25 protein-coding genes and 1 tRNA gene are annotated in these 25,919 nt (G+C 39.9%); 15 read left to right on the forward strand and 11 right to left on the reverse strand.

What is annotated here, in order from left to right:
- Positions 1-31 precede the first annotated feature (31 nt).
- The 6 genes from HY817_00160 to HY817_00185 all read left to right on the forward strand — a co-directional run bounded on the left by HY817_00160 (position 32) and on the right by HY817_00185 (position 5,416).
- Positions 32-745: an rRNA pseudouridine synthase gene (locus tag HY817_00160; GenBank protein MBI4835653.1), complete on the forward strand. Its 714-nt coding sequence runs from the start codon at positions 32-34 to the stop codon at positions 743-745.
- 34 nt (positions 746-779) lie between these two features.
- A complete protein-coding gene (locus HY817_00165) occupies positions 780-1,694 on the forward strand; it encodes a D-alanyl-D-alanine carboxypeptidase (GenBank protein ID MBI4835654.1) in 915 nt (304 codons plus the stop codon).
- Positions 1,695-1,735: 41 nt separating this feature from the next.
- A complete protein-coding gene (locus tag HY817_00170) occupies positions 1,736-2,077 on the forward strand; it encodes a hypothetical protein (protein MBI4835655.1) in 342 nt (113 codons plus the stop codon).
- 124 nt (positions 2,078-2,201) lie between these two features.
- Positions 2,202-3,119 (forward strand): hypothetical protein, encoded by a 918-nt coding sequence (locus HY817_00175; protein ID MBI4835656.1) that lies wholly within the window; start codon positions 2,202-2,204, stop codon positions 3,117-3,119.
- Between the two features lie 118 nt (positions 3,120-3,237).
- Positions 3,238-4,206 (forward strand): hypothetical protein, encoded by a 969-nt coding sequence (locus tag HY817_00180; GenBank protein MBI4835657.1) that lies wholly within the window; start codon positions 3,238-3,240, stop codon positions 4,204-4,206.
- A gap of 217 nt (positions 4,207-4,423) precedes the next feature.
- On the forward strand, positions 4,424-5,416 hold the full coding sequence (locus HY817_00185) for a hypothetical protein (GenBank protein MBI4835658.1): 993 nt from the start codon (positions 4,424-4,426) through the stop codon (positions 5,414-5,416).
- Here HY817_00185 and HY817_00190 read toward each other — a convergent pair.
- The 4 genes from HY817_00190 to HY817_00205 all read right to left on the reverse strand — a co-directional run bounded on the left by HY817_00190 (position 5,399) and on the right by HY817_00205 (position 8,104).
- Complete coding sequence (locus HY817_00190) at positions 5,399-6,010, reverse strand: hypothetical protein (GenBank protein ID MBI4835659.1); 612 nt, start codon at positions 6,008-6,010, stop codon at positions 5,399-5,401. The two genes, HY817_00185 and HY817_00190, sit on opposite strands and share 18 nt — an antisense overlap.
- A gap of 54 nt (positions 6,011-6,064) precedes the next feature.
- Positions 6,065-6,265, reverse strand: coding sequence for a hypothetical protein (locus HY817_00195; GenBank protein MBI4835660.1), 201 nt, complete (start codon positions 6,263-6,265; stop codon positions 6,065-6,067).
- Positions 6,266-6,643: 378 nt separating this feature from the next.
- Positions 6,644-7,453: a hypothetical protein gene (locus HY817_00200; protein MBI4835661.1), complete on the reverse strand. Its 810-nt coding sequence runs from the start codon at positions 7,451-7,453 to the stop codon at positions 6,644-6,646.
- Between the two features lie 54 nt (positions 7,454-7,507).
- Positions 7,508-8,104 carry a nucleotidyltransferase family protein gene (locus HY817_00205; GenBank protein MBI4835662.1) on the reverse strand — a complete coding sequence of 199 codons (597 nt, stop codon included), beginning with the start codon at positions 8,102-8,104 and terminating at the stop codon, positions 7,508-7,510.
- 213 nt (positions 8,105-8,317) lie between these two features.
- On the opposite strand from HY817_00205, the gene HY817_00210 reads away from it, so the two are divergent.
- Positions 8,318-8,392, forward strand: a tRNA-Arg gene (locus HY817_00210).
- A 310-nt stretch (positions 8,393-8,702) separates the two neighbouring features.
- Here the strand turns inward: HY817_00210 and HY817_00215 are convergent.
- The 3 genes from HY817_00215 to HY817_00225 all read right to left on the reverse strand — a co-directional run bounded on the left by HY817_00215 (position 8,703) and on the right by HY817_00225 (position 13,168).
- The gene (locus HY817_00215; protein MBI4835663.1) at positions 8,703-9,521 is read right to left on the reverse strand and encodes a YdcF family protein; all 819 of its coding nucleotides are present in this window, start codon (positions 9,519-9,521) and stop codon (positions 8,703-8,705) included.
- Positions 9,521-12,367 (reverse strand): excinuclease ABC subunit UvrA, encoded by a 2,847-nt coding sequence (gene uvrA, locus HY817_00220; GenBank protein MBI4835664.1) that lies wholly within the window; start codon positions 12,365-12,367, stop codon positions 9,521-9,523. Before uvrA ends, HY817_00215 begins: the two co-directional genes overlap by 1 nt.
- A gap of 237 nt (positions 12,368-12,604) precedes the next feature.
- Complete coding sequence (locus HY817_00225; protein MBI4835665.1) at positions 12,605-13,168, reverse strand: HAD-IA family hydrolase; 564 nt, start codon at positions 13,166-13,168, stop codon at positions 12,605-12,607.
- A gap of 212 nt (positions 13,169-13,380) precedes the next feature.
- Here HY817_00225 and HY817_00230 point away from each other — a divergent pair, with 212 nt between their 5' ends.
- Together HY817_00230 and HY817_00235 are read left to right on the forward strand one after the other, a co-directional pair.
- Positions 13,381-14,205 (forward strand): hypothetical protein, encoded by an 825-nt coding sequence (locus HY817_00230; protein MBI4835666.1) that lies wholly within the window; start codon positions 13,381-13,383, stop codon positions 14,203-14,205.
- A gap of 114 nt (positions 14,206-14,319) precedes the next feature.
- On the forward strand, positions 14,320-15,900 hold the full coding sequence (locus HY817_00235) for a beta-galactosidase (protein MBI4835667.1): 1,581 nt from the start codon (positions 14,320-14,322) through the stop codon (positions 15,898-15,900).
- On the opposite strand, the gene HY817_00240 is transcribed toward HY817_00235, so the two are convergent.
- Positions 15,889-16,533 carry a hypothetical protein gene (locus HY817_00240; GenBank protein ID MBI4835668.1) on the reverse strand — a complete coding sequence of 215 codons (645 nt, stop codon included), beginning with the start codon at positions 16,531-16,533 and terminating at the stop codon, positions 15,889-15,891. The genes HY817_00235 and HY817_00240 overlap by 12 nt on opposite strands.
- Positions 16,534-16,831: 298 nt before the next feature.
- Between HY817_00240 and prfB the strand changes: the two genes are divergently transcribed.
- Both prfB and tilS read left to right on the forward strand, forming a co-directional pair.
- On the forward strand, positions 16,832-17,839 hold the full coding sequence (gene prfB / locus HY817_00245; protein MBI4835669.1) for a peptide chain release factor 2: 1,008 nt from the start codon (positions 16,832-16,834) through the stop codon (positions 17,837-17,839).
- Positions 17,836-18,828 carry a tRNA lysidine(34) synthetase TilS gene (gene tilS / locus HY817_00250; GenBank protein ID MBI4835670.1) on the forward strand — a complete coding sequence of 331 codons (993 nt, stop codon included), beginning with the start codon at positions 17,836-17,838 and terminating at the stop codon, positions 18,826-18,828. Before prfB ends, tilS begins: the two co-directional genes overlap by 4 nt.
- 3 nt (positions 18,829-18,831) lie before the next feature.
- Here tilS and HY817_00255 read toward each other — a convergent pair whose 3' ends face one another.
- Complete coding sequence (locus HY817_00255) at positions 18,832-19,038, reverse strand: hypothetical protein (protein MBI4835671.1); 207 nt, start codon at positions 19,036-19,038, stop codon at positions 18,832-18,834.
- 293 nt (positions 19,039-19,331) lie between these two features.
- Here HY817_00255 and HY817_00260 point away from each other — a divergent pair, with 293 nt between their 5' ends.
- Genes HY817_00260 through murJ form a run of 4 tightly spaced genes read left to right on the forward strand, consistent with a single transcriptional unit; the run spans position 19,332 to position 24,472 of the window.
- Positions 19,332-21,179, forward strand: a complete 1,848-nt coding sequence (locus HY817_00260) for an ATP-dependent zinc metalloprotease FtsH (GenBank protein ID MBI4835672.1) — start codon at positions 19,332-19,334, stop codon at positions 21,177-21,179.
- Positions 21,180-21,188: 9 nt separating this feature from the next.
- Positions 21,189-21,956, forward strand: a complete 768-nt coding sequence (locus HY817_00265) for a hypothetical protein (protein ID MBI4835673.1) — start codon at positions 21,189-21,191, stop codon at positions 21,954-21,956.
- Positions 21,953-22,879: a hypothetical protein gene (locus tag HY817_00270; GenBank protein ID MBI4835674.1), complete on the forward strand. Its 927-nt coding sequence runs from the start codon at positions 21,953-21,955 to the stop codon at positions 22,877-22,879. The genes HY817_00265 and HY817_00270 overlap by 4 nt, the downstream gene beginning before the upstream one ends.
- A 9-nt stretch (positions 22,880-22,888) precedes the next feature.
- Positions 22,889-24,472, forward strand: a complete 1,584-nt coding sequence (murJ, locus tag HY817_00275) for a murein biosynthesis integral membrane protein MurJ (protein MBI4835675.1) — start codon at positions 22,889-22,891, stop codon at positions 24,470-24,472.
- Positions 24,473-24,474: 2 nt separating this feature from the next.
- Here the strand turns inward: murJ and rpmA are convergent, their stop codons facing one another.
- Both rpmA and HY817_00285 read right to left on the reverse strand, forming a co-directional pair.
- Entirely contained in the window at positions 24,475-24,759 is a 285-nt protein-coding gene (rpmA, locus tag HY817_00280) for a 50S ribosomal protein L27 (protein ID MBI4835676.1), read from the reverse strand.
- A 38-nt stretch (positions 24,760-24,797) separates the two neighbouring features.
- Positions 24,798-25,895, reverse strand: a complete 1,098-nt coding sequence (locus HY817_00285) for a hypothetical protein (GenBank protein MBI4835677.1) — start codon at positions 25,893-25,895, stop codon at positions 24,798-24,800.
- Positions 25,896-25,919: the final 24 nt, after the last annotated feature.

Consider the following 25,919-nt stretch of genomic DNA (forward strand, 5'->3'; position numbering starts at 1 on the left):
ACTTACTTGTAACCTATACTTAAGCGTTTTTATGGTCAAATCTGTGCGATTGCAAAAGTATATTGCTGATTGTGGAATATGCTCGAGAAGAAAAGCAGAAGAGCTGATCCGTGCTGGCAAAGTCACGATAAATGATAAAATTGCTAGCTTAGGAAATAAAGTTTCTCCTCATGATCAAGTAATGATTTCCGGCAAGTTGATTAGTGCCACTGTGCACAAAGTCACGTATCTAATTTACAAACCCATCGGCTATACATCTTCCACCCAAGATCGTTTTGCCGAAAGATTAGTGACTGATCTGGTTCCCAAATCCAGTGACCGGCTTTACCCTGTAGGTAGACTGGATAAGGAATCTGAAGGATTAATGCTCTTAACGAATGATGGCGACTTAGCGTATCAAGTGACTCATCCTAAATTCTTCTTGACCAAAATCTACGAAATCAATATTACCCCAAATTTTCGCCCGGAAGATCAAAATAAATTAAAAAGAGGCATGCGCGATCAAAAAGAATTTCTCCAATTAGACAAATTAGAAGTGCTGTCACCAATACAACTGAGAATCAGCTTGCATCATGGGAAAAAACGTCATATTCGAAGAATGTTAAGAAAATGTGGCTATGAGGTAGTCAAGCTGGTCCGTACCAATATCGGCCCACTATCACTTGCAGATTTAGCAGGAAAATCTTACCGTCCCCTCAAACCCCTAGAATTGGCAACACTCCACCCCTCCCACCCTAATCCCTAACTCCTTCATTCGTAATTTGTAATTCGTAATTTCCATGTCCCAATCGCTTTTCCTCAGCGCCCTACTCTTCTATCAAGCATCCCAAGGCTCTGTGCTCCTCAATCTTCCCCCCGTAAGTTTACCACCACAGCAGCAAAGTCAAATTTTAGCTGAGAATAAAAGTTTCGACCCAGCTCTTTTTGGCATTCATAAAGATGAAGAAGCTTTAGCTCCAGTAATTGCCGCCCGTGGAGCTATTGTGATGGACGTTAAGACCCAAGCGATTCTCTATCAGAAAAATGCCTATTTACGGATGCCGATAGCTAGTATCACTAAGCTGTTTACTGTTATGACGGCCCTAGATGAAGGAAAAGACCTGAGTCGTCTCATTACCATTGATCAATTCGCTGCTGATATGCCGGCATCAAAGTTATATCTTAAACCCGGAGATAAATTGAGCCTTCATCAATTAGTGCAAGCGAGCTTAATTGCTTCAGCAAACGATGCAACCCAAGCACTAGTAGAAGGAATATTTGGTAATACCGAAAGCGCTTTAGAGAAAATTAATGCAAAAGTTCGTTCTCTAGGATTAATTAATACCCATATTGCTACTGCGGTAGGCTTTGATGATCCTGACAATTATTCTACTCCTTTTGAATTAGCGAAAGCGGTACATATCATGATCAAAGGCTATCCTACTATTGTCGATATCGTAAAAGAAAAGAAGGTGACTATTACTTCTGCCTTAGGAACTAATTATCAAGTAAAGTCTACTAATTTATTACTAGGTAGTTATATTGATATCAAAGGTTTAAAAACTGGTACCACATTACAGGCGGGCGAGTCCTTCGTCTCACTAGGAGCCTATAAAGGTCGCGAATTCATAACGGTAGTCCTCAACAGTCCTGATCGCTTCCAAGAGACAAAAGTGCTCTATGAATGGGTAACTAAACACTATCATTGGCAATAGCTACTAACTCAAGGTATAATAAAGATAGTAAAGAAAACAAAATGAATTTCACCTCACTCAGAGCTGTCATTCGGAACATCAAGAGCCATGTGAATTGTCCTCAATGTGATAATAGTTACTCCAATGATGATATCACGGTTGTTAGTTGTATTGGAGAAAAATGCGCTATCATTGCCCAATGCGACTATTGTAAAACTTCAATTTTGATCACTGCTAGCCTTTCTCCTCAAGGTGCCAACACTACCGCTATGAGTACCAAGAATATGAAAACTGATGTAGAGAAGCTAGGCGCTCAAGAGATTGTCAATTCAGATGATGTTATGAAAGTGCATGAATTTTTGAAGACTTTCAAGGGAAACTTGGGAGATATGTTGCAAAAATAATTTCATCCCAGATTGTGGTTCGGGATGATAACTGAGTTTTGAATGGAGAGAGAGCCTGAATGGCTCTCTTTTTGTTAGCCAAGATAACCATTTTTAGCTATAGTAGGCTACTGTAATTGTATTTATGGTCAGTAAAATAGCTCAATATCAGGGAACAGCGGGGGATTTTCTTTTGGAGAGAAAAGTTGTTATTGAAGAACCATTCTTATTAGGAAGATTAGGTGCTCATCTGATACTAATGCCTGATGGCCAAAGATTTGTGCTTAAGACCGATAAAATAGAATCCACTCAATTAGCTTTGTTGCGCTTCGCTACCGAACATGGTTTTGATTCGGGATGTCGCTTACCCCAATTACATGCTGAAGGCCAAGTAGATGGTAGTAATTGGATAGTTTTGGAACATATCACTGCCCCTAAAATTGCTAGTCTGATTGATACTGAACCACAACGCTGCATTGATACGGTATGGGAAATGGCTCAAGGATATCAAAGGCTATTAGCCTCCTTCTTAGCCGAGCATCCTATCGCTATGGATTATGAAAAAGAAAAAAGGTGGCTATTCGAAAAGATTCAAGCTTGGGGAGCGCCAATTGTTAAAGCTGGATTAATGGAGCAACACAAATTAGAGAGTATTTATCAAGCTTGGGCTCAACTGGTTGAGCAACATGGCACGAGCATGTTTGCAGCAATACATGGTAATATGCATGGAGATCATACATTTTTGCCAGCGACGGGCTCTGGTTATGTGGTGGACCCAGTATGTTGGTATCGTCCTGGTCGAGCAGAATATTATGATTGGGTGCGAGCTTTGGATTGGATGATATTAAAAGCAAAAGATCCTAAGCAAATGTTTAGTTTAGTAATCAAGAATATCAGCACCAGATTGTCCCATGTAGATAAAAATGAATTGCATTGGTTTTTAGCTTTGCGCGGTTTAGGAGCTTTAGGAGCTGATATGTTAGCCAATATGGATACTCCAGCAGTAGAAGCAGCAGAAGAGCGGAGAAATTGTTTCCTTAAGCTAATTACTGGTGAATATTAAAACAAGCTAGACAATCTTTATCTTGAGCTTATACTAACATCTCATCTTTTTGAGACAATCAGTAGGATGAGAAATGATCGCATATCACAAATATGCACTAATTGACTTACCAACTTTTATGAAACGCTTACCAGCAGACGCTAGCAAAAGTTTAGACAGAAAACTTGTCGGAGCGAACATTACCAAACTACAGTTGTTTGAGATTGCCCTCCATCCAGCCACCAGAAATAATCGAGCTGCTTTAGAAAGAATATTAGCTGATCATAGACAGATTGGGGTCGATAGAGACAATGCAGTGTGGGTTATTGCTACAAACCAACACTTGCGCCCTCATGAGCGTAGCTTTACTCATCATTATCATGGTCAAGAAGTAGCTGGAGTGCATATGCCTCAAATGCATCCCTTATTTTTTGACGATCCTCACGCTGTAATTACCCGTTTTACCCCAGGCAGATATTTTACTGACCATTACAATGATGCTACTACAGATACCCTTGCTGCTATTGAAACAGTACATACAGCCTTCCAATTAGCAGCCTATACTTATACGCGTAAGCACAAGGTAGACTTAAGACGCCGTGACGCCGATAAATGGACAATATCTCGTACTTTAGGTTGGCCCTTGAAAAATGCTCGCTATCCTGAAGGAAGACAACATCTGTCTATAGCGGGTTTTGGTAGAATGGTAAAAGGTATTGTTAATCATGTCCTAGTAGCTGATGATCTTATTGGTCCAGCTCATGATGACATTCATGGTGATAGAATTGTGGTAGACGATAAGGGAAAATTACATTTCACTCAATTACATTTATATACACGACCATATCATCAATATTATGATCGTTTACGAGCCTGGGGCCATATGCTGCTTTTTGCTGACGATCCAGTAGCTGTGCGCAGAATTGTTGAAGAGAAAGTTGCTGCATTGTGTGCCGCTATGCCAGCACATGCAGCCGGCATCCGAGCTCTTTGGCAGATGCGAATGACCGGCATGCTCAATGATACTCTCAAAGTATCAGTTAGACTGAATGACCCACATTTCAAAGGCCATCGAGCCGTTTTTAGCGAAATTATCAATGGCAGCTAGCACTCTTACTATTGAGGCTATTCATTGATTTCTTCTTTTTCTCAAAAGCTTTTTTCCTAAACAACATTCAGATAATCCCAAATATAAGCACTAGCTTGCTTGTATACTTTATAGTCAGTAACTATAACAAAACATATATATCTAGTGAGTAGTCAAGCTTTTTTAGCTCTTGTCAAGAAATTAAAGGAGGACTAGAGTACGTCGCTAAGCAATACTGATGACAATTCCTGAAGGTCCCACTTTCCTTACTGCTGATTCCACTGGTGAATTCCCAATAGCTGCTAAAAAGGTTACTCTCATATGCCGAGAAAACAGCCTTTACACCGCTATCCGTAATGAAATAAAAAGGATTTTAGAAGAATTAGGTTATGGAGTAAATGGCCCCTTTTTATTACCACCAAGAGCAAACGCGATAGCTATTCGAGATCATGTAAAAAGACTAATCGCAGACACGAGAGCAAAAAGTTTTCTTGTAGACACCACAATTGCTCATGCCATTGAGGGTGATGCTGAAATAGCTATTCAGCAACCATTGGGTAGTTTGGAAGTGTTATTAGCAGAAGCAGCCTATCTAGCCCTATGCCCTGAATCGATTCATGATCCTCACGCGCTAGAAGGTGTTGAAAGCAATACTACAAAAACTCGCGAGGCTTTAGGGATGTTATTAGGCCTCATTCAAGCAAGACTAGGAAAAACCAGCAAAAGAATCGAACGCTGTGTTATTCTGAGCCAACATCTTGGTGAGCATCATCCTTTTATCTCACAATTATTTACTCAGGCCCTTGTTCCGGCTAATGCAACTGACAATTTCCCGCCAAATAGACAACATCCTGAAATAGATACAGCTTGTACCAGAGTAGAGAGACATATTGCTCGACGTTTCTTAAAACCCTTAGTAAGGGAGGCGGGTATCAGAGAGGTAAAGATAGTGACAGCAAAGATGCCTCCTAGAAAATTGCTTCCAACCCTAATTTTAGGCGATAGGCATTTCTTAGATCAGCAAACTGTACCACCAGGAACAATAGTATTGCCTTTACCCATCGCTAGTGCATTTAGTGCCGCTATCTCACAAGGATTACTTGATTTAGCACACATGGATAACTTTAATACCCGTTTGGCAGAAGTCATCGGTGCTCAAACAGAAATAGCTGAGCGCTCTCATCGCACTTCCGTTCGCGACGAGACAAGAAATCTAGTTAATGTCGGATAACAATTCTGGAACACGTCGTTTCATCAGTTCTACAATTTCCGAACAGAGTGCTTCTTCATCTTTTCTACCATCAATGACCTTGTGGACAATGTTTTTAGTGGGCTCACCATACTGTTTAAATACCGAAACCGTTACTTCTTGGAAATAATCAATATCCATATTGGGTTGGCGCATGAGTCGACGTTCTAATTGGGTATTCACTGGTACATCCAAAAACAAACGAAAATCAAAAAGATCACTAATATGCTCATACAAAAACAGTAAATACCCTTCTACCAAAATAATCGGTGTCGGTTTTACTTCATGTGTCCCAATGGGCGCATCGGCTGCCATAGAATATGTAGGAACAATCACTGATTGATTATTTTTTAGTGCCTTGAGCGCGGTAAAAAATTCCTGCCACAATAAATTCTCAGGCACTTCGCGATTAGGCCATTCTTTATATCGAGGAAATTCAATCAAAGATTTAAAGAAATTGTCTAGTTTAAAATGCGTCACTTGGGGGCAACACTTCACTATGTTCTGAGCAACGGTGGATTTACCAGCGCCGCTAGGTCCAGCTATACCAACCAGATAAGGTGAATTAATAGCCACAAAAAAGTTTTTCCTGCCGATAATAGAAGAAAGTATTGCCCCAGACAAGCTTGATTATCTAGCTACCCCAGGCACTGAGGGCAGCGAAAGATCCACTTGTCCTGAAATACGGTTCCCTGAAGTATTAGGGTTAGCTCTACCACCAAAAGCGTAGATGGCCGCAATGAGTAAACCAATAATAACCACTGCCAATAAGACTCCCAAAAGTACATTTGCTGAGGAATCCCCAGAGGTAGTATGAACTGTTTGAGCCATATAATAGAGGGTTAAGGCCACTAGGTATTATACGCTAATTATATTTAAAGTCAGGCAAGTATATAATTCTGAATACTGACAAGAATGCCAAAGAACTTTATCCATTGCACCTCTGGCATTTTGGGTAAAAAGTATGACGAATTAGCTTGATTAGTATCCTCACCTCCATTGTCATACCAAACGAGATTTGGTATCCAGCAGGGACAATAGTGCTCCAAAGTGACAGATAATTTAAGGGTGACATTGTCCTAACTGGATACCGGATCTGAGTCCGGTATGACAAGTTGGCTGAGGGTGCTGATCCAGCTGATTGGTCATGCTTTTTTGAGCAGATGACCAAACTCTCAATTAAGCTCATTTCGCCGGATTTGTAACTATTTATTTTGCTAATTCTGTCCAGGTTTTAGCAGCTATGTTTTCTCGTAATTCTTTTACTAATCGCCAATCATATCGAGTCAATTTATCTTCAATCACAGTTGCATTATGCTTACCATGAACAACTATAATGCCGGCCAAAGCTCGCAAAGTACTTTTCATCAACACGGGATGCTCTCGATAAAAAGTGGATTGGACAGGTGGACTGGTCCAGCCTTTTCTGGCTACCACTCTAGCCGCCCAAAAAGGACTTGGTAGTGCATCCAAGGCAGCTCTCATACGTTCGTAAGTGGCGTGTGTGATATTGGTATCATTGCCCTGAGCCGCTGCTCTTTCGTAAGTAGCCAATGTCGTTCTTTCCGGCCAATATTCTGGCCTACTAATGACAATGTCTCCAGCTAAAGCCGGATCCTCAATAAGTTCCACATGGTTAGTCGCTTGATCGCTTCTTCTTTCATCTAAGTAACGTACCACCACTTGTTCAAGAGCCAGTTTCTTTACCTCTGGTGACAAGTCTTCATAGACTTTGCCCAAAGAGTTTAGCAACCAAGCTACCCAGGTATGATTAGGTCCACCAACAATAGCATCGCTACCCATAGTTTCCACACATGGGTTTACTGCTCGAACTGCTTCTGTTAAGGGAACAAAAGCATCAATTGCTTGCCGCACATCATCTCTACAAAGAGCTCTGTAGGTGACTGCTATTTTCTGTGCTCCTACTTCTAAGGCTGCAAATTCAGACAAACTGGTAGTTACAAAATCCCGCGCTCCTTTTTGGGCAAAAGCGATTTCAAAATCTAATAATTTTCCCATAATATTTAAATTGTGCAGCACCATAGCAAAAAGCTGTGGCCAGCACAAATTTGATTACCAAGGCATTATTTTCAGCTTTGGCCAAGCTGCTTGCCAACGATGCACTTTATCAAGATAAATCTGTTCGGTAATTTTTACTTTATTTGGGCGCACTACCATTCCTAATAAATCGTGTAAGCCATATGGTGCATATACTGTGAGGATATCATCTGCTTCTAGTCGAATACCAATGGCAGTAGCAGTAGCTGGCCAAGTAGTAATCGCATGTTCAGTGCAAGCATGCGGAGGAATGTCATAACCAAAATGATCTTTGTACCAGAGATGTACTCGCGCTTGATTACGAATCTCTACTGGCCGAGAAATATTTTGAAATGCCGTTAAACCTTTTTGGATACATCGATCCTCAGCTTCATAAGATATATCGGAATCAAAGTAAACAAAGTCATAATCTTTGATACCTTCAAGTGGGGCAAAACCATGAAAATAGTTCCAGACAGTTTGAGCGATTGCTCCTGCACCGACATACCAATTGGGGAAGCCTAATTCACGACCAATTTTGAGCACGGAGGTTAATTCAAGATTCGTGTTGAGTATCTCTTGCAGAGCTATTACTTGTTGATCCAAGGGCAACCAGTGAGCAGATCCAAACATAAGAATGATTAATCATTGGCAAAATAACTCTCCTCACCAGTGAGTATGCAAGTCAAAGATTCAGCTAAATACCACCACTTTGAAGCCAAAGCGTAGCCCTAGTTGTTAAACAACACTTAGCTATCAATCTTCTTCTCCCAGACCGTGACTGACGTCTTAGCTAAAAGCAAATTGCTAATTAAATAACTGTCATTTATAATTCACGCGCTTTTCGCCCCTGTAGCTTAATGGATAGAGTCCCGGTCTTCGGAACCGGTTGTGAAGGTTCGATTCCTTCCAGGGGCACCACGAGCTCGCTTGCGAGTGAGTCTTATTTTTGATTCGTCATTTTTTATCCCTTTTCTTTGGCTGAGGATATTTACGCGAGCTCGAAAAATTAAAAAATAACGAATCAAAAATGAAAAAGTGCCGAAGGATAAATCAATGACAGTACCATAAGGATAGGCCATTATTCAGCATCATCTATTATTCCTTGTTCCTCATTCCTAGGAGTCTTTTTGTATCTAGGACTTTTTGCGAGCTCAAGGAATGAGGAGCAAGGAACTAGGAATTGAAAGACTAAGAAAACAGGTTTTGTAGAGTGAATCTGTCTCATTTCTTACATATGTCCCATTGCTCTTGCTTGCTTCAGTTTCAGATATTCAAAGACAACATATTCTAAACCTTGGCGATCGAGATGGTAATCTTTCCGAGTAAATCTAGTGGAATCGACACTTACTTTTTGAATACTCAAGGCTGGCTCAGGAGCCTGATGCCAATTGGTGATAAAAGTGTTAGTGGCTCGACGCAAATACCATGGTAGATTCACTAAAATGTACCTTCTAGGAAAAGGCTGTCTTTTAGCCAGTATAGCCCTGGCATTGAGTACGTTTTGCGGTGTATTGATAGAGGTATTTTCAATCAATATTGCTGCTCGAGGCACTCCCAACCTCATAGCAATTTCAGCATCTCTTACTGATTCACTAGTATGCGGTGTTGCTACCAATGCTTTTTGGGTATCGCCAGTAAAAATAATCAGGGGAGCTAGACCAGCTTTAAACAATTCTGCAGCCTTATGAGCCTTAACTTCTTCTGGCCCCCCAAAAACAAAAATGATATCAGCAGGTTTAAGATGGTTACTATCATCCACTGCTAAATAGTCCCACAGCACATCTAACTTCTGTCTTTGCTCATCATTTAATGAGCCAGCTACTATCTTGGTAAACAATATATCTAACACAGCTTTTACTCGAGCAATATCAATCGCATCTTTACTGACATATTGATACAAATCCTCTAAGGCAAATGTTGCCAATGCCTCACTTAACTTAAGAAAATCAATATCCATCAATTCAGCAATCGTTGGGGTACCATCAGCAATCTTAGTTAAATATTTACCATCAGTTTGTAATTCTGGATGATAATCGCGTCTGCTCATTATTCAGAACTAATTAATTTTTTGAGGTATTGCCCTGTATAAGAGTCTTTTACTTCCATTACATCCTCAGGAGTACCTGCAGCCAAAATAGTACCTCCGCCTTCACCACCTTCGGGACCAAGGTCAATAATCCAGTCTACACATTTGATTACGTCTAGATTGTGTTCAATAGTAATTACTGTATTGCCAGTTTCCACCAGTTTATTCAGTACTGCTAGAAGTCTATCAACATCAGCAAAGTGCAATCCTGTGGTTGGTTCATCCAAAACATATAGGGTCTTTCCTGTACTACGACGAGCCAACTCAGTAGCGAGCTTCACTCTTTGTGCTTCTCCCCCAGAAAGCGTATTAGCTTGTTGGCCTAGTTTGATATAGCCCAAACCAACCTCCATCAAGGTATCAAGTATCTCTTTGATTTTCGGTACTGGTGCAAAGAATTGTGCCGCTTCTTCCACTGTCATGTCCAATACTTGGGCAATATTCTTTCCTTTATAATGAATTTCCAAAGCCTCACGATTATAACGTTGCCCCTTACATTCTTCACAAGGCACATAAATATCAGGTAGAAAGTGCATTTCTATGCGTACAATGCCATCACCATGACAAGTCTCACAGCGACCACCTTTGACATTGAAGCTAAAGCGACCAGCTTTATAGCCCCGTGTTCTAGCTTCTGGAGTAGCGGCAAAAAGTTCTCGAATATCAGAAAATACTCCAGTATAAGTAGCAGGATTAGAACGAGGAGTGCGACCAATTGGCTTTTGATCGATATTAATTATCTTATCAATATTTTCCAGACCAGAAATACGGCCAAAGGAGCCAGTAGGCTTATTGCTGCGATTAATGTGATTTTCTGCTGCTCTCACTAAAATTTCATTAATCAGGGTAGACTTGCCCGAACCAGATACACCGGTAACAGCAACAAACTTACCAAGAGGAAACTCAGCACGAATATCTTTGAGATTATTCTCTACTGCTCCCTCAATGATTATTTTGAGATTATTTCCTTTTCTCCGATGCATTGGACATTCAATTTTCTTTTTGCCTGACAAATATTGGCCAGTGGTTGATTTAGGATCATGCATGATTTCAGTAGGAGTACCAGCTGCGATCACTTTACCGCCATGTTTTCCCGCACCAGGTCCAATATCCACAATATAGTCAGACGCTAGCATGGTATCCATATCATGTTCTACCACTATCACGGTATTGCCCAAATCTCGCAGACTCTTGAGAGTAGAAATCAATCTATCATTATCTCTTTGATGTAAACCAATAGAAGGTTCATCTAGCACATAGAGAACACCAAGTAATTGTGCGCCAATTTGTGTAGCCAAACGGATGCGCTGAGCCTCTCCTCCAGACAAAGTGCTAGCTGAACGACTCAGGGTCAGGTAATTCAGACCGACATTGTTCAAGAAATGTAGACGATCATTAATTTCTTTGATAATCCGACTAGCAATCATTTGTTGATGAGCTGACAAGTTCAGCTCTTTAAAAAAGCTTACGGCTCTAGCAACAGACAATTGAGTAACATCAATAATTGATTGCTCGGCAATTTTCACTGCCAAAACCTCTTTTTTTAATCTTTTTCCCTCACATACAGGACAAGTGAGAATTTGCATGAATTTTTCAATCTCTCTGCGCACATAATCTGATTCTGTTTCATTATAACGACGTTCAAGATTAGGAATAACACCTTCATAGGTTACTTTCATATTACCTTCAAAGCCATATTCTTTGACACCACGAATAGAATATACTTCGCTACCAGTACCACGTAGCACCATCTGCTTCACTTCAGGTGACAACTTATTATAAGGGGTATTAAGATCAAAACCGTAAGTTGTCCCTACTTCTCTCAAGATGCGATTGTACCAATTTAAACGAGACGAAGTTTTTGCCCAAGGGACAATAGCTCCTTCAGCCAAAGTGAGTCGGGGATTGGGTATAATCAGATGTTCATCGACTTCTAGTTTTGTGCCTAGGCCATGACATGAACCGCAGGCACCATGAGGACTATTGAAAGAGAAGCTTCTAGGAGTAATTTCTGGCAAGCTGATCGCACAATAGACACAAGCAAAATGCTCACTAAAAAGTGTTTCTTCGCTAGTAGTCATATTGACCAATAACATCATCCCTTCGCCTAAACTTAAAGCAAGTTCTACAGAATCAGCAAGACGACTCAAATCTTCTTTTTCATAGGCCGCCTTTGTCACCATACGATCGACAATCACCTCAATGGTATGACCTTGGTTTTTATCTAAGCTAATTGTGTCAGAAATATTGTACATGGCACCATCCACCCGCAAACGGACAAATCCACCTTTTTTGATTTGTTCAAACACTTTAGCATGCTCACCTTTGCGATCCTTAACTAATGGCGCCAATAACATCAGCTTCGTCTCAGCTGGAATAGCTACAATCTGATCCATAATTTGTTGCACAGTTTGCTTCGTCACTGGCCGATTACAATTAGGACAATGCGGTTGGCCGACTTTGGCAAAGAGCAAACGCAAATAATCATAGATCTCAGTAACAGTACCTACAGTAGAGCGGGGATTACGAGAAGCACTTTTTTGATCAATTGAGATCGCTGGAGACAAACCATCAATTTGATCCACATCAGGTTTTTCCATCAATTCCAAAAATTGACGGGCATAGGTAGAAAGACTTTCCACATAGCGTCTTTGCCCCTCAGCATAAATAGTATCAAACGCAAGAGAGGATTTGCCTGAACCAGACAAACCAGTAATCACAATTAGCTTATCCCGAGGAAGCTCCAAATCAATATTTTTCAAATTGTGAACCCGTGCACCATGAATAACAATCTTATCAGAAGCCACTGGAGATAGAGTTATGTATTTACGTTAGTGAATGCTACCGCGGTCACTGCAGTTCGTCAAATATTCACTCTACTACTCGGGTTAAATTAAACAACAGGTGGGAGAAAGTAATTTTGCGAGAGTGGTTAAATCAAGGGAAGAGTTGAAGTAAGTGAAGATCAGATACATTACCAATCACGATTTCTATTAGTGACTCTGGGCGGAGCTGTGCAGTGGATTAATGAGCTTTTCTCTCAATCAGCCTAGCACCTGTTTCAAATCTTCTACTCCCACAAAGGTATGTATCTGCATCCCTAGCGCTTGAGCAGCATCAGTATTCTGCTTACGATCATCCACAAACAAACATTCACCTGGACTTAATTTCTGTTCGGCGAGCACAAAATGAAATATTGCCGGATCTGGTTTTTGTAGTCCTATTTCATCAGAAAAATAGACTTGCTTCAAGAAAGAAAAATCTTCATGAGCTCGTAAGTAGCAACTGCGATCGCGCATTTGATTGGATAACAATATCAAAGAGAATCTTTTAGCAAGTGCTCTCGTATATGCAAACATTTTTTGTTTATAGACTTTCTGTTCTTCATCTTCATAATTGTAAGTCATAATGCACTCTTCATTACTTTTCCTCAAGTGAAAATATGTGCATAAATCAGACCAGAGCTGAGTAGAACTAGCTGCCGTATAATAAGGTGCTTCCATTTTTTCTAGTACGACTTCATCGGGAAATAGCAGACGTGCTCCTCGGTATTCATCAATAGTAAAAACACCATCGTAATCAAAAATGAGAGTAGTTATAGAGGACATGGAAAGTATTTTTCTCCCACACCTTAAGTCGAAATCACTGCCAAAGCTAGTAGGAAGATTCCAATCATACTTTAATAATGTTTGGTGGAGATTGGCATTACCTTATATGTACCTACTATTCACCATTTATCTCGTAGAAACTTCGGCAAAAAAATAAAACTTTACACCAACAAGGGTAATTGTTACTGTCTCAGCAATTATTAATAATTGCCATGCAGAAATCGTCCAGTAAGCTAGTTACAGGTCTTGGTGTTATTTTGAGTGTAGGCGTATTAAGTGCAGCTATTTTGACCACACAAAATAATCGTTCTTTTCTGGCCTCTGTGATTGACCCACAACCTGCAGAAAAAGTAGAGAGCATTGTCCCATTAGATCAGAAACCGGAAAACACCCAACCCACTGTTTTTGGTGGCGGTTTGAACACACTGAATGTTAGAAAACTAGTTAGTGTTAATGGCGGACCATTTCAGGATGCTGATACTCTTGATACAGCTGTAAGTGCCAGATCAGGGGATAGTGTCGATTTTCTGATCAATATCAATAATACTGGTAGCGATGTGGAATATGTCACTGTTGAAGATATTTTCCCTGCACAATTAGGCAGTTACAATTTGCGTACCAGTTGTTGGAATGACTCAGATCCTAATAGTGTTGAACCTAATCCTCGGTTAGCTCAAATTCACTATGAATGTCAGTATAGCCCACCATCACAACGCTTCTTTCGAGCCCTAACAACTATTAGCCCAGATTTGTTTTATATCAACCCGCCTTATTTTAGTGGCAATCGAACTGAACAAAGTCATGTTCTTCATATTTTAGTACGTGGTCACTTTATCAATTCTCGAAATTATAGTGCAGGCGCTGGTGCTGTGTGTAATCAAGTAGTGGTAAATGCTGGATGGATAGTCATCCGTGACAATGCTTGTTCACGTATTCGTGAGGAGATTTTGGCGCCAGAGATTATTCGCACTCCATTACCTAAAGTTCCCGAAATTGTGCCTCCACTTCCTGAACCGAAAGAAGTAATTATTAAGTAATCTGTCGATTAAAAAGAAAGCGGCTTTATCTTTATAGGTAAAGTCGCTTTTTATAATATTCTCTTTTATTCAACTACACTTTTCACTACTTTGTGTTTGATCAATTTCGATAGCATGAATCTGTTTTCACTAAAAGCTCCTGGTGTAGCACTATTAGCATCTCTCATCGCAATTACCCCAGTTAATGCCGCTCAATTTTCCGAGTGCAGCTCAGCCAATTCCACCCAATTAGCTCAACAGCTTGACCAATTGATCGCTATTTATCCTAGACATACTCAAGAGGTGATCAAAGACAATAGTAGTGCACATCTGCAAGCTCATGATTACCGACCAATGAGAATCGAAGAACGCTTTCTATACAAAGGTGACGAGCGCATTCAAGGTATTATGGTAAATGTGTTTTTACATAAGCGAGAAGCCAGCTTAGAACAGTTCCGTCAAGATGTGGCTGTTATGAAAGCAGAGGGGATTTTGGGTGTCTCTTTGGAGGTACCTTGGTATGAATATGAATCAGCAGATAATCAATTTACTCCGCCCGTTTATATTGAAAAAGCATTGGATATTATTGAAGAGCAAGGACTATATTCTACTATATTACTAGCTCCCCACTACACACCGGATTGGGTATTTGCCAAATTGGGTGATATTTATATGCATACACCTGATGGCAGAAAAATCATTTGGGATAATATCCGTCAATTAGTGCCAGAAACAGGCGCGTATCTTACTTATTCTCCTTTTGCGGATGCAGCTAGCCAAGAACAGATAGTATTTCAAACAAATGCTGTGCAGCATTATGAAAAACGCGCATCAATGATCGCAATTTTCCTTAGCAATGAACAAACCTATCCTAAAGAAATTAGGGTTGATTATTCAGAACATGCCAAACTCGCTTGGGTAAAATATTTAAATGCTATACAAAAGCCGACATTTGCTTTACCCACAGATAGCAACGATCCTAATTACCGATTATTCGAATACTTTTTGCAGGATGGATTAGCAAAGTACCAAGCGTATATTCTTGCCGAAGTACAAAAACAGCAAAACACTCAAGTACCATTGGCACATCGGTTGATGCTCTATGAATCAATGTCTGATAATGCTCATAAGTTTCACCAAAGACCAACATCTAAGCTGGTTAATTCTCCTATCTTAGTCAATGACATTTATGGTTTCACACCTAATGTATTTGCCGCCCAGTATAGTTATCAAAAACCAATTATTATCGCTGAGACTAATATTTTGGGAAACGCTTGTGGGGAAGATACCCTGTACCACTATCTGCTTTTCCAATTTCTCCATGGTGCCAGCATTTCTAGCGTATTCAAATGGCAAAGAGGCAATGACTATTATTCTCTCTTAAATTTGGATGGTTCACTAAAAGATCGGACAAAAGGGATCGTAAAAGCAGCAAGAAAGATTAATGCACTTGTTGATCTGACTTATCCAGAACATGCTCACTCTTATTTTATTGATCGCGATCAAGTATTGAATCTAGCGAAGGAGGGCAAACGGTACCAAATCGACTCTACAATAGAACAGGCATGGGCAAGAGGAATATTTCCCCAGCTAAATTGGCAAGATGAAAATACCTCAGATTCATTTGCTCTGATTATTGCCAATACCCTTTACCTTTCCGGTTCTACTTTGACTTTGTTAGTTCTTCTTAAGCTTTTTTGGGGTCTATTTCTCTAAACCTTCCATACCGTTTTTCTGTATTCTTTGCCAATCGTAAGGCAATTTGAACGTTTCTAAAGCACGAACAATAGCAGCAAAAACACTCCAAACTGAATAATCTTGGTAAATAAACCCATTACCCGATTCCCAAATTGGGTCGTAATCTTGCACACCATTAGCAACTGGTGCCACAGGAACAATGCCATATCCTAGACACGATTGTGTGAAAGATTGATCACCGTTTGGTGGAGTTATCACTATATCTCCAGCAGCCAATGCTTGATGAATATTTTTCTCATTTGCTTCTAATTGAGTGCACCATTGCAGCATATCTTGATTGCAAGACTTATTGGAAGCCAATATCAAAATAGTCGCATTAAGCTTCTGCAAGCCAGGCATTAGGTCTTCCAAAAGAGTCCGGTCTTTTTTGACCGTAAAAAGCCCAGGGAGCAAAATTACTAGAGGCTTTTTAAGATCAGCCTTATCTTTAGCTAACTCTTGTAACAATTGTTTTTTATTATCTTTTCTTTTGCTTAGTGAACGGGCACTAAATTGTACTGAGAGATATGCATCCTCTTCAGGTGTAGTGAGCATAGGTTCTACCGTATCTACTGAAGTAGCTGAGAAAAAATGGGAGTGGACAGAGGACATAGAAGAAATACAGCAATCCCCTAAGTATACCAGCTCTTATAGCCACTCACTATGCTTATATAACCACTAGAGGGCCACAAATGGCACTTATCAATTGACAAATTAACGATTAAACATTAAAGTAACCATCCTGCATATCCCCATTGTTAGGAACTACAATTCCCCCAAGAAATACTTTTCTGTATAGTGGCACCGAACTTCATCTGTTCAAACCCTATGCATGAATTAAAAGTACAATTAGCAAGCCTAGCAGATAAACTCTCTCAGCTGAGAGAATTTCTTTGACGTAGATAGATTAATAAAAGAAAAGCAGGAGCTAGTACAAAAAACAGAGCAAGCTGCCTTTTGGCAGGATCAACAGCAGGCTAAAAGTGTTTCCGAACGGATTCACGAAATAGATACCACCCTTGGAGAACTTAGGCAGCTAGAAGAGCAACAGAAAGAACTGCTGGAATTAGTGACAATCACTTCCCCCGAACAAGATCCAGAATTAGCCAAAGAGCTGCACAGCAAAGTCCCTGACTTGATGCTGCGCTTTGAGCACTTTGAAACAATCACCTTTTTGCATGGCAAATATGATAAGGGTGACGCTATTCTTACTATTCATGCCGGTACTGGCGGTCTGGACGCTCAAGATTGGGCACAGATGTTATTTCGTATGTATTCCCGTTTTATTGAGCGAGAACATTTTCAGGCGAAACTTATCAATCTCTCACCAGCAGAAGAAGCGGGTATCAAAACAGCAACACTTGAAATCAAAGGGCCCTACGCATACGGCCTACTAAGGAGCGAAAATGGTGTACATCGTCTAGTCCGCAATTCTCCCTTCAATGCCAAACATTCAAGAGAAACGTCCTTCGCTTTGATTGAAGTGATGCCCATCTTTCCTGATAATGTAACGGTGACAATTGATCATGATGAATTGCGTATCGATGTATTTCGTGCTGGTGGCCATGGTGGCCAAGGAGTAAACACTACTGATTCGGCAGTACGCATTACTCATCTTCCTAGCGGAATTGTGGTCCAATGCCAAAATGAACGCTCTCAATTACAGAACAAAGAATTAGCGCTCAAAACATTACGTCATCGCTTAACCGCTTTAAAGTTGGCTGAACAACAAGAAGAGCTGAAAGAATTAAAAGGTTCTCACCAAAATAGTTGGGGCCATCAAATACGTTCGTATGTTCTGCACCCTTATACTTTGGTAAAAGACCATCGGACTAATACGGAAGCTAGTGATGTACATAAAGTACTAGATGGTGAGATCATGCCATTCATTGAAGGTTATCTAAGACAAAAGCCATGAGCGGCGTAGTGCGAAGGCAAAAGGCAGAAGGCAGAAGGCAGAAGTTAAAGCTATTAGAAGAAATCCAACAATATCTTCGGCAGTTCTTCAAAAAGAATGCTACTTTTATCATTGCTGTATCTGGAGGCGTAGATTCAATGGCCTTGCTTCACTGCCTAAGTCAAATCAGTAAATATCACTACATTGTTGTTTCTATTGATCACTCTATTCGCCAAGATAGCAAGGATGATATTGCCTTAGTAAAAAAGGCTGCGCAGAAATATAAAATTCCTTTTCATAGCAAAAAAGTAACGGTACCAACACTTGCCAAACAGCAAAGAAAAGGCCTGGAAGAAGCGGCTCGTGATATTCGTTATCAAGTATTACAAAAGTATCAGAAGAAGTACCAAGCTGCAGCTATTATTACAGCTCATCACCAAGACGATCAATTAGAAACCATTCTCTTTCACCTCATTAGAGGTAGCGACATTCAGGGTTTGGTAGGAATGGAAATGCTCAATAAGCAACAGATCTTCAGACCGTTATTAACTACTGCAAAAAAAGACATCATTGCTTACGCCCAAAAACACCAATTACAATGGCGAGAAGACAGTACTAATAGAGATACAACATTAAGCAGAAACTTCATTCGCCACAATCTGCTTCCACATTTTCCCAGAGAACTTATTATCCAACTCAGCAATCAAGCCAAAACCGGCATTGCTACTTTCGATCAATTTATTGAAAATTGGCTACGAGATCATCTAAATAAAGATGATGATCAATTATATTTCAAACGCCAAGATTTTTTTGCATTGCCCATATACTTACAGTTCTACCTTCTCCAACACATTACTAAACACTATTTTCGATTAAGAGACCTCAGCTTTAGTTGGTTAAGCAGTGTATATCAGTGGATTACCCAGTCCAAAAGCTCAAGCAGATATCGTTATCGTAATAAGTTGCTACTCAAGCATAAACTCTCAAAAATCTATCTTGTGAAAGATTAGCAGCTACCGTGATGCATGTCCTCGCATCACGGTCAACACAGCTCGCCTAGTCCACACATCCATTTCACTCAATTCACGAGCGGAAATTCCTCCCCGTGCAAGTCGCTCCTTGATACAAGCAACTAAATCATCTCTACGACTAGGAGTACTAGGTGAAACAGTATTTCCATCGTACAAATTATCAACCGATCTTCTTTCTATTAGAGCCATAAAAGTTAAATAAATAATTAAGTAAGTATTTAATAATGTGATACGTTCTGCTTTGGCCTATGTGCTAGCTAAGTAACATAAACCAGTTACGTGCTATTTTCTACCAATTTCTTTAATAAAAATAGATGGTACATATATAGGGTAGGGTCTTAAAAGTGTCAATATTAAAATCTGATCCAAGCTGGTCCTCACCATTCGTAATTCGTAATTTGTAATTTGTAATTCCTCCTATTTATTGCTTTCCTTCATTTTCATCAGTAAAATTCATGGGCAGGTTTTTAATAAACGCATATATGGACAGACAGAAAAAAAATACGCAGCGAAGTTATCTCACCATCATTGTTCTTGCTCTCTTACTTTCCTTATTTGCTATTTTCTTTAGCAATGACTTGCTAGGCCCCGCACCTCAAGAAGTAAGTATCAATGAAATTTACCGTTTGCCAGCCGATAGCATTGACTATGTTCAAATTGAAGGAAATACCGTGATTGCTAAGCTTAAGAACAATACTTATTTGCAAGCAAATAAAGAGACTGAGGATGTCGCTCGTGGTCAATTTGATCCAGCAGTGAAAGTTTTTGTAAAAGATAGCAGTAGGGGAGAGTTTATTTTGAGCTTACTAGGTAATTTACTACCTATTGCCGCTCTCGTCTTTTTTATCTTTTTTATTTTTCGCCAAGCTCAAAGCAGCAATAATTCTGCTCTTTCTTTCGGCAAATCACGAGCACGACTGTATAATAAGGAAACTAACAAAGTTACTTTTGCTGATGTTGCTGGCGCCAAAGAAGCAAAAGAGGAATTGAGTGAAATCGTCGACTTTTTGAAAAATCCCAAAAAGTATCTTAAAATTGGCGCCAAAATTCCCCATGGCGTTATGTTATTCGGCTCTCCGGGTACCGGAAAGACCTTATTAGCTCGAGCCGTAGCTGGAGAAGCTAATGTACCTTTCTTTAATATTTCTGGTAGTGAATTCGTGGAAATGTTTGTTGGTGTTGGTGCCAGCCGTGTTCGAGATCTATTCAACAAAGCAAAAAAGAATGCTCCGGCAATTATTTTCGTCGATGAAATTGACGCTGTGGGTAGACAGCGAGGCGCAGGTCTTGGTGGGGGAAATGATGAACGTGAGCAGACACTCAATCAAATCCTGGTTGAAATGGACGGTTTCGATACCAATGCCAATGTGATTGTAATGGCTGCCACCAATCGTCCTGATGTATTAGATCCCGCATTACTTCGTCCAGGTCGTTTTGATCGTCGTATTGTGATCGATAACCCTAGCTTGGATGATAGAGAAGCAATCTTACAGGTTCATACTCGCAATAAGCCTTTGGAAGAAGGCGTTAATTTATTAAAAATTGCCAAACAAACTCCTGGCTTTAGCGGAGCAGATTTAGCCAACTTAGTAAACGAAGCCGCCTTGTTGGCAGCTCGTCAGAATAGAGAGAAGTTAAGTCAGAAAGATTTAGAATCTTCTATTGAAAAGGTGATGCTTGGCCCAGAACGGAAGTCAAAGATTTTGACCGAAGAAGAAAAAGTACTCACGGCGTATCATGAAGTAGGTCATGCTTTGGTGGCAAAAATGCTCATGCATACTGATCCTGTTCACAAAATCTCTATCGTATCTCGGGGACATGCTTTAGGAGTTACCTGGTTCTTGCCTGAACGAGACAAAGCATTGGAATCTAAGGCTCATTTCATGGATGAAATTGCTGCTTCATTGGGAGGCAGAGTGGCTGAAGAATTAATGTTTGGTAAAGACTATATTACTACTGGCGCCAGCAATGATATTGAAAATGCTACAAGCTTGGCGCGTCGAATGGTGACTCGTTTTGGCATGAGTGACAAGGTGGGCGCAGTAGCCTATGGTAATCCACATATGGCCATATTTTTAGGCAAAGAATTGGGGGAACAAAAGAATTATTCTGAAGCATTAGCTTACGAGATCGACCAAGAAATTCGTAAAATAATTGATAGTGCTTATGGCGTAGCAAAAAACATACTGATTCAGCATCGTCAGGTGCTCAAAGATATTGCTCAGGAATTACTCAAACAAGAGACTTTAGATAACAATGCGTTTGATGCCTTCTTCAAAGATGTTCCCGTCCCTGAAAAAAAGTCTCAACCACAACTTTTGCCTGCCTAGATTCACTCTATGAATTTTTACCCGCAATTGGAGAAAAGCTATCTTGCCAGTCGCAGTCTCCCCCTGTGGCTAATCGCAAACAGCGGTCTGCTCTTCCTGGCAATTACTTTTCTGCTTGGCTGGCAGCTATGGTATGAAAGCTTTTTCACCCTGCTAAAAAGTACCTTGCGACACACGGCAGTATCAGGAGAAACAGCCCAAGTTCTCATTACCCAAAGCTATGTCATCGGCAAAAGTATCTTTTTGATCTCACCATTATTTCTCTTGTGTTGGCGGGCAAGCGTTCCCCTTACTTTAGCGAGACTTAACAATTTAGCACATCATAAACCATGGTGGCATATATTTGTTTTTGATCTTACTAAAATGCTGCTGATTGCTATATTAGTTTGGGCTATTATATCTTCGCTTAAAAGTGGTCAGTGGTTGCTCACTCTACTAGTTATCCTGCTATTCATCGCTGGTTTTTCTTTTTTACGCTATTCCCAAACAATTTATTTTTCCTCAGAACACAATCACTTTTTCCGAGCAATAGGACGTAGTTGGCTTCAACACATTTCCCATGTGCTTTTTTTACATAGTTTGGATACCTTACTTAGTCTGATTGGCTTCTGCTTCCTTGGTTTAGTAATTGCTAGCTTCACCTACTTGCCGTTTTTAGTGGCTGTATCCATTTTACTAATTTTGCTTTATATTTTTGGCAGATTATCTCTCATCTGGAAAGGGCTTTGGTCCTATGGAGCGTACGCTATTATGACCGATCACATCTCTGTATCATGAATTATCCAGAAATATTCAAAAAAGCCTGGCACATTACCACAGAACATAGATATCTGCGGGTATTAGGCTCCTTGGCATCATTATTTGCCATGTTAATTGGCATATTGCGCATTCGCTATATATGGCCTACACCTATCGGGACAGGTAGAGATATTTGGCAATATTTACTAACTCATACGGCGAACCCATTAGGCTGGGCAATCTTGATTGGTGTTGCCCTGCTTGCACTATATGCCTTGGCCTTCATTTTCAATGTGATTAGTGAAGGGGGCATTATTAGTGCCATTGCTAAGATGTATGATCATCAGGCACAGTTAAACTTTAGTAAAACAGTGTCTTTGGGCTTACAGAGCTTCCTTCCCCTCACCGAATTTCGGGTACTTACCAATGCCTTTCATATTGGCTCTTATATACTGTATATTTTACTCTTTCGTTTCTATTTAAATATCTATTTACCTGGCAATACAATCATTCAAGATTTTATGCCACTATTAATCATTTTTGGCGTAATTATCACTCTTACCACGATTTTGCTTAATTATGCTGATTACCATTTGGTCATTCATAAATCTTCGGTAATTGATTCTATTCGTAAAAGTTCATTACTAGTGGTATTCCACTTACAAGAAACCTTGTTAATTACATTGTTGTTGATTCTTATGGTAATTAGAACTTTATTGAATTTATTACTGATCTTTGGCCTACCAGCAATTGCTGTCTATATTGCCACTTTCACTCAAGTTTTATTACCATATACTGCAGCTTTAGCCGTAGCTGCAACTTTTGTCATCCTCCTTTTCATTTGGTCAGTTATCATTTCGGGCACATTAACTGTATTCACAACGGCAGTATGGACATTAACTTTTTTAGAATTAGAGAAAAAACAGGAACACAAGATTCTCATGAGTGAACCTGATCTCTAAATCTTCTTCATGGCCATTAAATCTCCTCTAAAAAACCTTTTTTCTCTGCTCCGTTCCGGCAGTATTTTATTAGCAGTTAGCTCCTTAATTAGTCGCGCCTTGGGTTTATTGAGAGACCGTTTACTGACACATACCTTTGGTGCTAGTAGACTAGATGGCACTATTAGTGAATTGGATGCTTATTATGCAGCTTTTCAATTACCAGACTTGTTGTATCAAATTATTATTCTGGGCACTATTTCTGCCTGCTTTATTCCTTATTTTAGTGAACTCTACACCGAGAAAAAAGTCGACGCTTGGAAGTTAGCCAACAATACCATGACGAGCATTATGATTGTGATGACCTTGCTGGTTATTGGTAGCATTGTTTTTAGTAAACATATCCTTTATTTGCTCATTCCTGGATTGGACCCAGCGACTCAAGAATTAACGCTTGCTATCACCAGAATAATGCTAGTCTCACCTTTGTTTTTTAGCATCAGTGCGATTACTGGAGCGATCTCAAATAGCCTGAAACGTTTTGCTGCATTTGCTATTACACCAATTCTTTATAATGCTGCGATTATTTTAGCCATTTTGGTACTAACCCCAAAATATGGTATCTATGGCGTAAGTATTGGAGTAGTAGTCGGTTCTTTTCTCCATGCCATGATTCAAACCTTCTCCGCTTGGCAAGCAGGCTTCCGACCAAAGTTTTACCTTGATTGGGAAAATGGTACGTTTCGACAAATGATTAAAAGCAGTATACCCCGGTTATTAGCCTTGGCTGTAGCTAGAATCAATATTTTAGTAGATACCATGCTAGCTTCTTTATTAGTAGCCGGTAGCATTACTATTTTCAATCTGGCCCAAAATATCCAAAGTCTGCCTATGGGAGTTGTTGGCGTATCGATTGCAGTTGCTAGTTTTCCAGTATTTAGTAATTTCATTAATCAAAAAAAACACGTTGAGCTCCATGAACTAATTTGTGAGAAAACACGCAAAGTGATCTATGTTTTGTTGCCACTGACAATATTAACCATTTTACTCAGAACCGAAGGAATCAGACTTTTATTCGGCAGTGGCCGATTTAATTGGGTAGATACAGTAATTACAGCCAATACACTCGGCCTATTTGCGCTCAGTTTTATCTCGCAAAGCCTGCTTCCTATTATTACTCGCATCTTTTATGCATACAAAGATACCGTCTCTCCCTTATGGACATCATTAGTTACCATTGTCACCAATGTAGTACTTAGTATCCTTTTCATCTTTATTTTCAATCGTGAAGTAGTATCTTTAGCCTTATCCTTCACCATTGCTAGCTTTGTGCAACTCATATTATCTCTTTATCAACTCAGGAAAAAGTATCAGTTAAAGATCTTTTCCAAGCATGACAGCGCCTTTTATGCCCATACCATTACTGCATCATTGTGCTTAGCAATTGCGGCTCAGCTCATGAAAGAATTCTCAGGTACTTTTTTGGATCCTTTGGATAGTTTTCTCAAAGTGAGCACAAAAATAGCGCTAACAGTTGGTGTTAGCGCTACTATTTATCTCGTTATTCAAACTTGGTTCGGCCACAGTTTAAAATGGCTACTCAGAAAACAATAAACTTACGCAGCGACCGGATCAATATTCACATAAGTAACTAGGCGAGTGCGCCCATCAAAACGCTTTCGTTTCTTCTCTTGAAAACTAACAGTACCAGCCACTAAAGCAAAAAGAGTGAAGTCTTTACCTTGACCAACATTTTTACCAGCAAAGTAAGTATTTCCTTTTTGGCGAACAATAATACCACCAGCAAGGGTTGCTTCTCCACCAAAAAGTTTGATACCAAGACGTTTTGCCTGCGAATCACGGCCATTATAGACCGTACCACCAGCTTTTTTCGTTGCCATAAAATTGAATCATAAAATTAACCGGCGCAATTATAGCATTAGTTGCGCACAAGACAAGTGATTTCGCGACCCACAATTTGCTCAGCCCGAACATATGTAGACTGAAAAGTTTTATGCCACCCTTTATGCTCAAGAATTTGCCAGGTACGCTTGGCTAAACGTGATTCACCAGCGAGCGTATAGACAATTGGCGTAGCGATCACCATTTTAGTCACCGATGAGTCTAACAGTCTTAAGAAAAACTTTTGATAGATCGGTTCCACTTTTTGCCAGAAAGTACGCAATTCTTGAGGACTATTTGCTTTCTTATGTTGTGGTTGCCCCAAATAGCCTTCAGCTACAATGATATTCACGGCAGCATCAAACTGTTCCCAGGGTAAGGTAATATCTTGCTGCCACACTTTTAGAATTAGTGCTTGCTGCTCTACAGACAGTAATTTCTTAATATTTTCTTCAGTCGCTGTAATGGCTTCTAAATCTTTATCACTACCAATATTTGTGATACCTAATAAAGCAGCTTCAATTAAGATAGTGCCAGTGCCACAAAAGGGATCCCAAATAAGTTCATTAGTAGCAACTTGCGCTCCATTTAGCATAATCTGGGCAAGTTTGGGAGGTAACATGCCCCGAATCATCGACCGTTTCGGCTTACCATAATCTCTGTCGCCATAGGCAGCAATATCTTGCTGAGCTACCAATTGGCCAAAAAAGAGCTCTTTTTTTTCATTTTCCCAACGGTAAAAAACCGTACCTCTTTCCTGCAATAAATAACGTTTTTCAATACGGTAGCGAACTGGTCGTTCAAATAGTTCTTTCAGCTCTTCTAACATCTGCTGACGTTCAGAAGCACTATAACCATCAGCAATAATAGTAATTTCTCTACCAGACTCATGCAATATCCATTCTTTCTTTTGCTCTAAAACTTCTGCCCAATTATAAAATGGCCGATTATCCAACCAAATAATCTCTTTCGTTCCACCAAGCCTCTTTTGCAGGGTAGCAAAATCAATATCTCGAGCATCTTGATCAGAAAGCATTAATCCCAAGGGATGATCTTGAAATTGGACATTAGGCAGTACGGATCGTAATTCCCAGACAGCTAAATCTCGATGATTTCCTAAACAAAATATATACATAAATGAAAAGCAAATAGCAGTGGC

The organism is Candidatus Abawacabacteria bacterium (assembly GCA_016207805.1).
GTDB lineage: Bacteria > Patescibacteriota > Gracilibacteria > RBG-16-42-10 > RBG-16-42-10 > JACQZO01.